The 13,760-nt window shown below is 64.7% G+C and carries 9 protein-coding genes; 2 read left to right on the forward strand and 7 right to left on the reverse strand.

Features of this window, described 5'->3' with window-relative positions:
• Nucleotides 1–181: 181 nt before the first annotated feature.
• A complete protein-coding gene (locus tag JQ633_RS05960; RefSeq protein ID WP_211983421.1) occupies nucleotides 182–808 on the forward strand; it encodes a glutathione S-transferase family protein in 627 nt (208 codons plus the stop codon).
• 199 nt (nucleotides 809–1,007) lie between these two features.
• Here the strand turns inward: JQ633_RS05960 and JQ633_RS05965 are convergent, their stop codons facing one another.
• From JQ633_RS05965 to JQ633_RS05995, 7 genes are all read right to left on the reverse strand, one after another.
• On the reverse strand, nucleotides 1,008–1,643 hold the full coding sequence (locus JQ633_RS05965) for a LysE family translocator (protein WP_211983422.1): 636 nt from the start codon (nucleotides 1,641–1,643) through the stop codon (nucleotides 1,008–1,010).
• Between the two features lie 293 nt (nucleotides 1,644–1,936).
• Nucleotides 1,937–3,187, reverse strand: coding sequence for a DNA sulfur modification protein DndB (locus tag JQ633_RS05970; RefSeq protein ID WP_211983424.1), 1,251 nt, complete (start codon nucleotides 3,185–3,187; stop codon nucleotides 1,937–1,939).
• Between the two features lie 189 nt (nucleotides 3,188–3,376).
• A complete protein-coding gene (gene polA / locus JQ633_RS05975; RefSeq protein ID WP_211983426.1) occupies nucleotides 3,377–6,427 on the reverse strand; it encodes a DNA polymerase I in 3,051 nt (1,016 codons plus the stop codon).
• Between the two features lie 235 nt (nucleotides 6,428–6,662).
• The gene (locus JQ633_RS05980) at nucleotides 6,663–7,403 is read right to left on the reverse strand and encodes a response regulator (protein WP_211983428.1); all 741 of its coding nucleotides are present in this window, start codon (nucleotides 7,401–7,403) and stop codon (nucleotides 6,663–6,665) included.
• Entirely contained in the window at nucleotides 7,400–9,148 is a 1,749-nt protein-coding gene (locus JQ633_RS05985) for an ATP-binding response regulator (protein ID WP_211983430.1), read from the reverse strand. Before JQ633_RS05985 ends, JQ633_RS05980 begins: the two co-directional genes overlap by 4 nt.
• Entirely contained in the window at nucleotides 9,118–11,121 is a 2,004-nt protein-coding gene (locus JQ633_RS05990) for a sensor histidine kinase (protein WP_211984150.1), read from the reverse strand. Before JQ633_RS05990 ends, JQ633_RS05985 begins: the two co-directional genes overlap by 31 nt.
• A gap of 97 nt (nucleotides 11,122–11,218) precedes the next feature.
• On the reverse strand, nucleotides 11,219–12,151 hold the full coding sequence (locus JQ633_RS05995; RefSeq protein WP_211983431.1) for a TRAP transporter substrate-binding protein: 933 nt from the start codon (nucleotides 12,149–12,151) through the stop codon (nucleotides 11,219–11,221).
• Between the two features lie 241 nt (nucleotides 12,152–12,392).
• Between JQ633_RS05995 and ugpB the strand changes: the two genes are divergently transcribed.
• Nucleotides 12,393–13,712, forward strand: a complete 1,320-nt coding sequence (gene ugpB, locus JQ633_RS06000) for a sn-glycerol-3-phosphate ABC transporter substrate-binding protein UgpB (RefSeq protein ID WP_349631526.1) — start codon at nucleotides 12,393–12,395, stop codon at nucleotides 13,710–13,712.
• Nucleotides 13,713–13,760: the final 48 nt, after the last annotated feature.

The following is a 13,760-nucleotide window of genomic DNA, read 5'->3' on the forward strand; positions in this document are numbered from 1 at the left end:
CGAGGCGGGCGGCAATCTATCGATGCCCCCAGCCAGATTCCAGCGTCGAAACCCGGCCGTCAACAGTGCCCACGCCGCGATTCCGGCGGGCGAGCTTGCGGAAAGAGCGGGTTGTGCGGTCGTTCCATTGCCCTTAAGCAGGCGCCAAACACTTGGTCAAGCACTTGGAAGGGATCGGGAAATGACCATCGAGCTGCACACCTGGAACACGCCCAACGGCCGCAAGATCTCGGTGGCGCTGGAGGAGATGGGGCTGCCCTACAAGGTGATCCCGGTGAACATCTCGAAGGGCGAGCAGATGGCGCCCGCGTTCCTCGCGATCAGCCCGAACAACAAGATCCCGGCGATCGTCGATCCCGACGGGCCCGGCGGCAAGCCGGTCAGCGTCTTCGAGTCCGGCGCGATCCTGCTCTATCTCGGCGAGAAGACCGGCAAGTTCCTGCCGAAGCTGCTGGCGGAACGGATCCCGGTCTATGAATGGCTGATGTGGCAGATGGGCGGTTTCGGCCCGATGCCCGGCCAGGTGCACCATTTCATCGCGCTGGAGAACGAGCAGGACCGCGCCTACGGCCTGAAGCGCTACATGGCCGAGACGCGGCGGCTCTACGGCGTGCTGGATCGCCGCCTCGCGGAGCGCGAATTCGTCGCCGGCGAGCTCTCGGTCGCCGATTTCGCCATCCTCGGCTGGGCCTGGCGCCATCCGCGCCACAAGGTCGAATTGGCCGACTTCCCCAACGTCAAGCGCTGGTACGACGCGCTGATGGCCCGCCCCGCGACGAAGCGCGGCATGGAAGCGAAGCTGGATTGAGGGGGCAGATCGTCATTGCCGGGCTTCATATTCACCTGTCGTCCCGGGCGAAGGCCGGGACCCATTACCACAGGGTGGTGTTGTTGAAGCGGGCTGCGGCCCCAGCGTTGGACCGCGATGACCGTCGGTGATTATGGGTCCCGGCCTTCGCCGGGACGACAGCGAGCCTGTTGCGCCAAGCCCGCGCATGACGAGGTGGCTAAGCCCTCCGCGCCTCGAGCGCCATCTTCACCGCGAGCCCTGCCAGCACCGTGCCCATCAGCCAGCGCTGCACCAGCAGCCAGCTTGGACGCGTGCCGAGGAACACCGCGATCGAGCCGGCCGCGAGCGCGATCATCGCGTTGACGCTGACGCTGATCACGATCTGGATCGAGCCGAGCGCGAGCGACTGCGTCAGCACGCTGCCGCCGGCGGGGTCGATGAACTGTGGCAGCAGCGCGAGATAGAGCATCGCGATCTTCGGGTTCAGCAGATTGGTGACGAAGCCCATCGCGAACAGCTTGCGCGGGCCGTCGACATTCAGCGTCTTGACCTGGAAAGGCGAGCGGCCGCCGGGCTTGAGCGCTTGCCACGCCAGCCACAGCAGATAGGCCGCGCCGGCAAAGCGCAGCGCGTCATAGGCATAGGGGATCGCAAACAGCAGCGCGGTGATGCCGAACGCCGCGCACAGCATGTAGAACACGAAGCCGAGCGCCACGCCGCCGAGCGAGACGATGCCCGCCGCCGGCCCCTGCGTGATCGAGCGCGAGATCAGGTAGATCATGTTCGGCCCCGGCGTCAGCACCATGCCGAGCGACACGAGGGCAAAGCCGAGCAACGCGGATGTGTGGGGCATGACGGGTCTCGCGAGGGGATGCAGGCGTGTTTAGCGTGCGGTGGGATGCGAGGCCATGTCGGAATTGCTCTCCGAGCAATGTAGTCGCGAGGGCGGTGTGGTCCCTGGCGGCGCTCTCGCGGAGCCAAAGCGAGCGAAGCGCGCCCTTAGAGCGTAGGGCGGACACTCTCCTTGGCGATGGTGGGCGAGACTTGGATTCGCGGACGCGCTCTCTGAGAGATAAAACTATTGTTGCCGTAGAACACGGACGAACCAGGAGCATTTGCTCCGGGTTCGTCCAAGAAATTCTAGATCTACGCGGCTTCAACCTCCTCGGCAGAATACGGCTTGAGGCGATCTGCGATGCCAGACTTCTCACGGATGTAGTCCAGCAGCTTCTGCGTGTTGGTTCGCCCGGCACCAGTCAGTGCAACCTTCTGACGGCCGCTGCCGTCAAGAACTGGCGAACCAGTCTTCTTGTCAATTTCTGGGTGCCCGATACCGAAGCTCAACCAATCGGGATTGTACCTACTCCAATCAATCGCAGCGATCCGCTCTGTCACTTTGGACTGCTCCACGGCGTCAAGTTTCAACTTGAACACCATATCGTGGTGAAGAATGCCGAGTGCCTGCCATCCTGGAGACGTCAGGTGCAAACTCTGACGATCTGTAAAGCGATCGCCCCCCATCTTGTTCGCGAACCGGCTAAAGAACGTATCGATCGAGGAGAGCAAGCCGTTGAAGCTGTCCTTCGTGAGGTTTGGCATTTCGACTGATGCCATATCCGACTCTTGAAACTTCCGTCCTTCACAAGCACCACGAATAGTGCGCACCAGCAAGGTCTGGACAACCAAATTGGTGCTCTTGCTCCCGAGACTAGCCGAACGCTCTGCGACGCCGCCGTTGTTGGCAATGACCGGGCACTCGGCGAACTTTCCAGCGAGCGCGATGTAGATGTCGCTTGTATCGAGCGCGATGGCCAACTGCTTCGAAACTGGCTGCACGCGGAAATTAAAGTCATGAAAGAGTTGGCCCATTTCCTTCCACGAAAGTGCCTTCGTGCCGGGGCTAGGTGCATAGATCGTGATTGGAAACTGGAAGCGATCCAATAGCGGCTCATTGCCTTCCTCGGCGACGTCCAAGGCCCCTGTCACCCGTCCCAAGCCGTCAATCAAGACACGGATTGCGGACGGAGAGATATCAACCATCAAATCGCCGACAGCGGACTGAATGGGCTGTCCATATGGCTTGAATTCAATCGGCTGCTGAAATGCAATTGAGATGGCGGGAAACGCACCAATAGCGATGCTGTCCGGTCCCAAGCGCTCTTCGATGTAAGCGGCAACGCTCTCGCGGCGATTCTTGTCAGTCTTGCGCTGCAGATACTCGTAAACCTGTCGAAGATCGTCAGGAAGGCGCTTCCAGTTCTTGCTTCGTGGATCATGGCCAAGAAGGTTCATGATTTGCTTCGGCGACGCTTGGGTCGTGTAGGTGACGAGTCGATGGCCGAACGTGCCTTGAATGCAGGGAACGGGGGTCTTAAGATTGAGGATGTCGATGACCATGGGAATAGCCTTTCAGGGTTGTTGATAGAACGACCCCGGGTCTGGTTAGCGCCGATTCCGGGGTCGACTTATATCTGTCGAGTTCCCCGCAATTGTCAATGATTTCCCCTCAATATTATTGAAATTCCCCGCAATTTTTTGTGCGGGGAGATCTGCCGGGTGATCTGCGCGCGAAATTTCTGAGTAGAATCAATGCGCCTCGTCCCAGTTCGTCGCGGCGCGCGCGTCGACCTGCAGCGGCAGCGAGAGGATCACCGCCGGGAACGGCGCGTCCTGCATCACCTTCTGCACCACCGGCAGCGTCGCGGCGACCTCGTCGTCGGGCACCTCGAAGATCAGCTCGTCGTGCACCTGCAGCAGCATCTGCGCCGACAGCTTCTTCTCGGCGAGCGCGTCCTCGACGCGGATCATCGCGCGGCGGATGATGTCGGCCGTGGTGCCCTGCAGGCGCGCGTTGATCGAGGCGCGTTCGTTGAAGGCGCGCACCGAGGCGTTGGAGGCCTTGATGTCCGGATAGTACATCTTGCGGCCGAACAGCGTGGTGACGTAGCCGTTCCTGCGGCAGGAATCCTTGGTCTCGTCCATGTAGGCGCGGATGCCGGGGAAGCGCTCGAAATACTTCTTGATGTAGGCGGAGGCCTCCTCGCGCGCGATGCCGAGCTGGTTGGCGAGGCCGAACGCCGAGATGCCATAGATGATGCCGAAGTTGATCGCTTTGGCGCGGCGGCGCACTTCGCTCGGCATGTCCTTGATCGGCACGCCGAACATTTCGGAGGCTGTCATCGCGTGAATGTCGAGCCCGTCGCGGAATGCCTGGCGCAGCACCGGCACGTCGGCGATCTCGGCGAGCAGCCGCAGCTCGATCTGGGAGTAGTCGGCCGACACCAGCTTGTGGCCCGGCGTCGCGATGAAGGCGCGGCGGATTTTTCGGCCGTCCTCGGTGCGAACAGGGATGTTCTGCAAATTGGGCTCGTTCGACGACAGCCGGCCCGTCGTGGTCGCGGCCAGCGCATACGTCGTGTGCACGCGATGGGTCTGCGGATTGACGTAGGTCGGCAGCGCGTCGGTGTAGGTCGATTTCAGCTTGGAGACCTGGCGCCACTCCAGGATCCGCCGCGGGAAATCGTGGCCTTGCTCGGCGAGATCGTCGAGCACCTGCGCGGTGGTCGACCAGGCGCCGGTCTTGGTCTTGGTGCCGCCGGGCAATCCCATCTTGCCGAAGATGATGTCGCCGATTTGCTTGGGGCTGCCGACATTGACCGGCTCGCCGGCGATCTCCTGGATCTCGGCCTCGACCCTTGCTGCGGTCTGGGCGAACTCGCCCGACAGGCGCGACAGCACCTGGCGGTCGATCGAGATGCCGCGCCGCTCCATCCGCGCCAGCACCGAAACCAGCGGCCGCTCCAGCGTCTCGTAGACCGTCAGCATCCGCTCGGAGACGAGGCGCGGCTTCAGCACGCGCCACAGCCTCAGGATCACGTCGGCACTCTCGGCCGCGTATTCGGTGGCCTTGTCGATCGTGACCTGATCGAAGGTCAGCTTGCCCTTGCCGCTGCCGACGAGGCCGCCATAGCTGACGACGGCATGGCCGAACCAGCGCTCGGCGAGCTGCTCCAGCGCATGCGAGCCGCGGCCGGCGTCGAGCGCGTAGGACATCAGCTGGGCATCGTCGGTGTTGCGCAGGGTGATGCCGTGCTGCGCCAGCAGCACCGCGGTGAACTTGGTGTTGAAGCCGACCTTCTGGATGCCTGTAGATTCCAGCAGCGGCTTCAGCGCGGCGAGCGCATCGGCCGGATTGATCTGGCCTGGTGCCAGACCTGCATCGAACAGGCCGGCGCCGCCGCCGGGCTGCTTGTGGCCGAGCGGCACGTAAGCGGCCTCGTTCGGCGCCACGGCGAGGCCCAGCCCCGAGAGCTCGGCTTGCATCGGGTCGATCGATTCGGACATCGCCTCGATCGCAAGATAGCCGCTGTCCTGCGCGCGCGAGAGGAAGGCGTCGAGCTGGTCGAGGCTGCCGATCGCCTGATAGGCCTTGAGATCGAAGCCGAGCTTGCGGATCGCCTCGCCGCGGGTCTCCGCCAGCGCCGCCGGCGTGCCCTTCAGGCTGGAAGCCTTGTCATCCCGGGCGCCGGTCGGTTTGGCGCGCTCCTTCACCGCGGCGGCGGCAGGCGCGGCGGCCGTCGATGCGTCGCCGGGCGCCGGCGTCACGTCGGACGGCGGCAGCGGCGAGAACACGCTGGCGCCGCTCTTGTTGCCGGGGTCGGCTTCGACATTGGCCGGATCGATTTGCGCATAGTCGGCGACGCGGCGGGTGAGAGTGGAGAACTCCATCGCCTTGAGGAAGGCGACCAGCCGGCGCGGGTCGGGTTCGTGCACGGCGAGATCGTCGAGCGGCACGTCGAGCTCGACCTTGTCGTCGAGCAGAACCAATTGCCGCGAGATGCGCGCCTTCTCGGCATGCTCGAGCAGCGACTCGCGCCGCTTCGGCTGCTTGATCTCTGTGGCGCGGAACAGCAGCTGATCGAGATCGCCATACTCGATGATCAGCTGCGCCGCGGTCTTGATGCCGATGCCGGGCACGCCGGGCACGTTGTCGGTGGAGTCGCCCGCCAGCGCCTGCACCTCGACCACCTTCTCCGGCGGCACGCCGAACTTCTCGATCACCTCGTCGCGGCCGATGCGGCGGTCCTTCATGGTGTCGAACATCACCACCTTGTCGGTGACGAGCTGCATCAGGTCCTTGTCGGACGAGACGATCGTCGTGGTCGCGCCGCGCTCGCTGGCGTGGCGCGCATAGGTCGCGATCAAGTCGTCGGCCTCGAAGCCGACCTGCTCCAGACACGGCAGGTCGAAGGCGCGCACCGCCTCGCGGATCAGCGCGAATTGCGGGATCAGATCGTCGGGCGCCGGCGGCCGGTGCGCCTTGTAATCGGGATAGATCTTGTTGCGGAAGGTGATCTCCGACTTGTCGAACACGATCGCCAGATGCGTCGGCTTGTTGTCGTCCGGCATCTCGCGCAGCAGCTTCCACAGCATGTTGCAGAAGCCGAGCACGGCATTGACCTGCAGTCCGTCACTCTTGCGGTTCAGCGGCGGCAGCGCGTGATAGGCGCGGAAGATGTAGCCCGAACCGTCGACCAGAAAGATATGGTCACCCTTCGCCGCGGCCTTGGCTGCGACGGGCTTTGCGGTGGTCTTCGGAGCGGGCTTGGCGGGGTCTTTGGAGGCTGTCTTCGGCATGGCGGAAACTTAGGGATTTTTGCGCGAATTGACAGCCTTGACGCTGTGGATTCCGGGTGTGCCGCACAGCCAATTATGTGTGCCGCGCAATGTTTGAGGGAATGTGAGACCCGTCATCCCGAGGTGCGAGCGGAGCGAGCCTCGAAGGATGAATCGGCCACCGGCGGGGCCGTGCATCCTTCGAGGCTCGCCGAAGAGGCTCGCACCTCAGGATGACGGGATGGAGGGTAACGGATCAGGCCTTGTCGCCGGTGGGTGAGAACAGGTAGCCGCCGCCGCGGATGGTGCGGATCACCGAGGGCTTGGTCGGATCGAACTCGATCTTGCGGCGGATGCGCATGATGCGCAGGTCGACGGCGCGGTCGAAGGCCTCGGCGTCGCGGGCGTTGGCGAGTTCCAAGAGCCGTTCGCGCGACAGCACCCGCTTCGGGTTGGCCGCGAACACCTTGAGCAGGCCGAATTCCGAGGCGGTCAGCGGGTGCTCATTGCCCTCGTCGTCGCGCAGCGCCTGGGCCTCGAGGTCGAGCCATTTGGTGCCGAACCGCACCAGTTGCTCCTTCTCGGTCTTGGCGGCGGCCGCCGGTTCCGGCGCCGCGGCCTTGGCCGGGCCGCTTCGCCGCAGCACCGAGCGGATGCGCGCCATCAGCTCGCGCAATTCGCAGGGTTTTGCCACATAGTCGTCGGCGCCGAGCTCGAGCCCGACCACGCGGTCGATCGGGCTGGCAGTAGCTGTCAGCATGATGACGGGGACGTTGATCTTGCTCTTGAGGTCGCGGATGATCGACAGCCCGTCTTCCTCGGGCATGTTGAGGTCCAGCACCACCAGATCGGGCACGCCGGTCTCGATCTCCTTGCGCAGGCTCTTGCCGCCGTCGCACAGCGTCACGCCGAAGCCGTGCATCTTGAGATAGTCGCCGACCATCTCGCGGGCCGGGGCCTCGTCGTCGACGATGAAGATATGCGGTGTCTGGCTCATGATGGCTCTGTCGCGGGCAGTGTAACCGTAAAGGTCGAGCCCTGTCCGGGGCCGGGGCTCTCCGCGGTCACATGGCCGCCATGCATGTCGATGATGCGCTTGACGATGGAGAGGCCGAGGCCGGTCGAGCTCTCGCCCGCGGTCGGCTTGGCCGACAGCCGCTGGAACCGGCCGAACAGCCGGCCGAGGTCCTCCGGGCTGAGGCCGGGGCCCTGGTCGGCGATACGGATCACGGTGTTCTCGCCCTCATGGCTGACGGTGACCGTGATCTTGCCGCCGATCGGCGAGTATTTGATGGCGTTGCTGACCAGATTGTCGATCGCCTCGCGGATCCGGTCGGCATCGCACATCGTGACGAATTGCTGCGGGCCGGAGACCGAGATGCTCTGCTGCTTGTTGATCGCCGACGGCAGATTGGCCTCGGTGACCTCGTTGACGAGGGCGGCGACGTCGACCGGCTCGCGGCGGATGGTGATGTCGAAGGCATCGGCCATCGCGTCCGAGATCAGATGGTCGACCATCGAGGTCAGCCGCTTGGTGGCGTCGCGGATGTGCTCGACCTGCGCGGTGATGTTGTCCTTGGACGAGCCGGCACCGATCAGTTCGGTCAGCATCTCGGTGCGGCCGAGGATGACGCCGAGCGGGTTCTTCAGGTCGTGGGCGACGGTGCCGAGGATCTCGTTCTTGAAGCCGTTGGCGCGCTGCAGCCGCAGCCATTGCGCGGACAGCCGCCGATTGGCCTGCATCAGCGCGCGGGTGCGCTGTACGACGCGGTCTTCGAGCTGGGTGTTGGCCTCGTGCAGCTGCCGGTACAGGATCACGTTGTCGAACGCGATCGACAGCCGGCTCGAGAAGATCTCGACCAGTGCGCGGTCGGTGTCGGAGAGCTGGCGCTCGGCCTGCAGCAGCACCACGACCTCGCGGCCAGAGCCGGTGCGCAGATAGAGCACGCTGCGGTGGTCGGCGAACTCGTTCTTGCGACGCTGGAAGGCGGCTTCCACCATCTGCCGCAGATCGGGATCGAGCGACTTCGACGAGGTGGTGCCGATGAAGCGGCTGTAGCAGCCGGAACAGGCCAGCACGGAAAAATCGGCCGCGGCCGCATTGCCGTTGTCGCGCAGCACCAAAATGCCGGCGCAGTCGACGTTGAGCAGCGAGGCGAGCTGGGTCAATACGCCCTCGGCCAGCCGCTGCATCGACTTGAAGTCGTACAGCGTCGAGGCGGCGTCGATGATGATCTCGAGCCCGCGCCGCGTCTGCACCATCCGCTCGAGCTGCTGGTAGCTGCGCAGCGCCGCGGTCAGCGAGGTGAACAGTTTGTCGGCGGTGAGCTCGGTCTTCGCCTTGTAGTCGTTGATGTCGTACTGGACGATGACCCGCCGCTCCGGCGCCTGGCCCGGCTGGCCGGTGCGCAGGATGATGCGGACGGTCTCGTTCTTGATCTCGTTGCGGATGTACTCGACGAGCTCGAGGCCGGCGACGTCGGTCTCCATGATGACGTCGAGCAGCACGGCCGCGATGTCCGGGTTGTCCCGCATCAGCGTGCGACCTTCGGCCGCGGAATAGGCCGAGAGGATCTCCAGCGTCGAGCCGTTCAGGTTGTAGTCGCTGAGCGCGAAGCGGGTGCCTTCATGCACCGCATGATCGTCGTCGATGACGGCGATCTTCCATTTGCGGGCCGACGAGTCCTCCGGGGGGCTCTCGGTATCGTCGATCAGTTGGAGGACATCGTCCTGTTCGGCCATTGACTGGTTCCGTCGGCTGCTGCGTCAGCGATCGCGGGCCGGCCGGTGGGCTCCCCCTTGGCGATCCTGGGCATGATAATCCGAAAAGTGGTGCCTTGTCCTAGTCTTGACTCCAGCATCATCCGTCCACCGAGCTGCTGGGTGACGAGGTTATAGACGATATGCAGGCCGAGGCCTGTACCACCTTCGTTGCGGCGCGTCGTAAAGAACGGGTCGAACGCCTGCCGCTGCACGTCCGGCGTCATGCCGGCTCCGTCGTCGGCGAAGATGATCTCGACGTCGTCGGCGCCGCGCCCGCGCGCCGAGATCGTGATGGTGCCGGAGCGGCCGTCGGCAAACGCATGATTGACGGCGTTCAGGAAAAGATTGGTTAAGATCTGGCCATAGGCCCCGGGATAACCGTCGATCAACAGACCCTCGGGCACGTCGACCGACAATGCGATCGCCGCCTTCTTCAGCACCGGCCGCAGGCTGGCCACGATCTGGTCGGTCGATTCGGCCAAGGCGAACTGTCGCCGCTCGGCATGCGAGCGGTCGACCGCGACCTGCTTGAAGGACTGGATCAGCTCGCCGGCGCGCTGCAAATTGGCGACCAGCTGCTGGGCGGCGTCGCGCGAGGTGCGGACGAATTCGTCGAGCTTGGAGCGGCGCAGCTGCTCGGTCTTCAGCTCGTTCTCGAACATCTCGGTGCGGCGGGCGAAGCTCGAGGCGACCGTGAGGCTGATGCCGATCGGGTTGTTGACCTCGTGGGCGACGCCGGCGACGAGGCCGCCGAGCGCGGCGAGCCGTTCGGCATCGATCAGGTTCTGCTGCGCGGCGTTGAGCTCGAGCAGCGCGGACTCGGCCTTCTCCTTGGCGCTGCGCAGCTCGTCCTCGGTCTTGCGCTTGGCGATCGCGTTCTCGCGGAACACCTCGACCGCGCGCGCCATCGCGCCGACCTCGTCCTTGGCCGAGGTGCCCTGCACCGGACGGTCGAGATCGCCCGAGGTGATGGTGCGCATCGCGGCCATGATCTGCGCCAGCGGCAGCCGGATCGACAGCGCGATCATGACGCCGGCGGCGAGGATGATGCCGAGGAAGATCACCGCGATCGACAGCACGCGGCGCGAGATCGCCGACAGTGTCCTGTCGAACGTCTCCTGCGCCTTCTGCTCGCGCTGGCGCATCTTGACCGAGAGGTCGTCGATCGCGCCGATCGCATCGGCCTGGCTGGCGTCGATGGTGTTGCGCAACAGCTCGGTACGGCTGGCGAGCTGCTCGCTCAGCTTGCCGAGCCCGTCGCGCAGCTCCGCGGTCTTCACCTTGAGCCGCGCCAGCGCCATGCGCTGCAGATCGTTCTCGGCAAGATCGGTCATGACCGGAATGGTCCGCTCGATCGTGTCGGTGTTGCGGCGGGCCTCCTCGGCCGAGGCCGAGGCGAGCGAGAGGTAATAGGCGTTGGCGGCGACCAACAGCGAGGTGAAGGCCTCGCGCGACTTGCCGAGTGCGGGCCAGATCAGCGCGTCGCGATGGCCGGTGGCGCCCTCGATGATCGAGTACAGACCGGCCATGTCCTTGGTCGGCGCCAGCACCTGCTCGTCATAGGTCTTGGTGATGGTCGCCTGCAGGGAACGCAGCTCGCCGAAGCCGTCGAGGAAGCGGCTGGTGGTCCGCTCCAGCACCTCCACCGATCCTGACAGCATCGGATCGGTCGAGGCCCGGTTGGTCAGCGTGCCGAGCACCGCCTCGCGCAGCAGCAGGATCTCCGCGAACAGATCGGGGCTCGGCTGGTTGATGTAGCGGTGGATCAGGTTCTGCAGCCTGGAGGTCTCGCTCTCCAGCTTGGCCAGGATCTTGTCGGATTCCCGCACCTGGCGGACGTCATCCCAGGCCGAGCCGAGCACCTTGGCGCCGTTCCAGATCAGGAAGGCGAGCGCGATCACGACCGCCGAGTTGAGCAGGGCGATCGACAGGATGCGCCAGCGGATCGGCACCGCGCGCAGCAGCTGGACAACTCGGAAGCGGCCCTGCGGCCCGAAGGCCGGCGGCCGCTTCGTCACCTTGTCCTGGTGCGGCTTGGCCAAGATCCGGTTACTCCACGTTGCGGATGCGGTCGATCAGCGCCGAGATCGCCGGATCGCGCTCCGCCTTGGCGTAGATGCCAGCCATCGCCGCCTCGAACGGCCTGCGGTCGATATTCGATACGATCTTGACGCCGGCGTCCTCCGCCTGTTTGCGCGAGCGCTCCTCGAGCTCCTTCCATCGCTCGCGCATATAGATGCTGGAGCGCTGCGCGGCCTCGCGGAAGATCGTCTGCTCATCCGGCGACAGGCTGGCCCAGGCCTTCTGCGACATCACCAGCACTTCCGGGCTCACCGTGTGCATGGTCAGCGAATAGTTGCCGGCATATTTGTAGTGGCCGGTGGTGACGAAGGACGGCCAGTTGTTCTCGGCGCCGTCGATCAGCCTTGTCGCGAGCCCGGTCAGCACCTGGCCGTAGGGCATCTCGACCGGTTCGGCGCCGAGCGCGCGGATCATGTCCGACATCTGCTGCGACTGCTGCACGCGCACACGCAACCCCTTGAGGTCCTCGAGCGACCGCACCGGGCGGACGCTGTTGTAGATCGAGCGGGCGCCGGAATCGTAGAACGCCAGCCCGACGAAGCCATGCGATTCGAAGCTGTTCAGGATCTCGGTGCCGATCGGCCCGTCCAGCACCTTTCGCAGGTGCTCAAGCGATCGAAACAGGAACGGCATCGCCAGCACGTTCACGGACGGCACCATGGTCCCGATCAGCGCGACATTGGTCCGGTTGAGGTCGATGGCGCCGGCCCGGGTCTGTTCCAGCGTCTCCTTTTCCTCGCCGAGCTGGCGGGAGTGGAAGACCACCATCCGATGCCGGCCGCCGGTGCGTTCGGAGATCAGGTTGCCCATGTAATTCAGCGCCTGAACCGTCGGATAATCCTCGTTCTGAGTATCGGCGGTGCGGAATTCGCGCGCGAACGCGCCTGCCGAAACCGCCATGCACAGCAGCGTCGCGACAAGCGTTATGGTCCGCGAAAGGCCGGCGCGGCGGTACACAGGCTACACTTCCCCTTGTGATTTGTGTCTTGGGCGGGAGGAAAAGGTTCAACGGGTTGTTAGCAGAAAGCCGCTGCTTCGCCCATCAGCCAAACGTTAAATCGCAATGCAACCAAAGGCGCCCGATTGCAACCGCGCGTATTGCGCCTTATGACGGCGTGTTGCCACCGGGAAACGGCTCATCGTGAACCTTGCCTTGAAAGTCCTGCAGCTTGCCGCCGCGGTCCTTCTGCTCCTGTCGCCGGCACATGCAGCGACCGAGATCATGTGGTGGCATGCGATGTCGGGCGAGCTCGGCAAGCAGGTCGAGAAGCTCGCCGCCGATTTCAACGCCACGCAATCCGACTACCGCATCGTGCCCGCCTACAAGGGCAACTACACCGAGACCGTCACCGCGGCGATCTTCGCCTTCCGCTCGCGCAGCCAGCCGGCGATCGTGCAGGTCAACGAGATCGCCACCGCGACCATGATGGCGGCGCGCGGCGCGATCTATCCGGTGTTCGAGTTGATGCGCGATCAGTCCGAGTCGTTCACGCCGGCGGCCTATCTGCCGGCAGTCGCCGGCTACTACGCCGATGTCCACGGCAACATGCTGTCGTTCCCGTTCAACGCCTCGACGCCGATCCTCTACTACAACAAGGACATGTTCCGCTCGGCGGGGCTCGATCCGAACGTCGCGCCGCGGACCTGGCCGGACGTCGGCGCGGCGGCGAAGCGGCTGCGCGCCGCGGGCATGATGTGCGGGCTGACCACGTCATGGCCGTCCTGGATCAATGTCGAGAATTTCTCCGCGTTCCACAATCTGCCGCTCGCGACCAAGGCCAACGGCTTCGGCGGGCTCGACGCCCAGCTGATCTTCAACAATCCGATCGTGGTGCGCCACATCGCGCAGCTCGCCGAATGGCAGAGCAGCAAGGCGTTCGACTTCAGCGGCCGCGGGCAGGCGGCCGAGCCGCGCTTCCAGAAGGGCGAATGCGGCATCTTCATCGGCTCCTCCGGCACCCGCGCCGACATCAGGGCCAATTCGAAATTCGAGGTCGGCTACGGCATGATGCCGTATGATCCCGACGTGCAGGGCGCGCCGCAGAACTCGATCATCGGCGGCGCCACGCTGTGGGTGCTGCGCGACCGGCCGCGCGCCGAATATGCCGGCGTCGCGAAGTTCTTTTCTTATCTCTCGCGGCCCGAGGTGCAGGCCGCCTGGCATCAGAACACCGGCTATCTGCCGGTCACCCGCGCCGCGTTCGACCTGTCCCGCACGCAGGGCTTCTACGACCGCAGTCCCGGCGCCTCGATCTCGATCGAGGAGGTCACGCTGAAGACGCCGACCGACAATTCCAGGGGCGTCCGCCTCGGATCGTTCGTCTTGATCCGCGACGTGATCGAGGACGAGCTCGAGCAGGTGTTCGCCGGCAAGCGCTCGGCACAGGCCGCGATGGACAATGCGGTGGAGCGCGGCAACCGCCTGCTGCGCCAGTTCGAGCGCGCCAATCCGGACCGGTGAGCATTGCAACTCCGTAGCCCGGATGCAGCGAAGCGAAATCCGGGGCCG

Source organism: Bradyrhizobium tropiciagri (assembly GCF_018130505.1).
Lineage (GTDB): Bacteria > Pseudomonadota > Alphaproteobacteria > Rhizobiales > Xanthobacteraceae > Bradyrhizobium > Bradyrhizobium tropiciagri_B.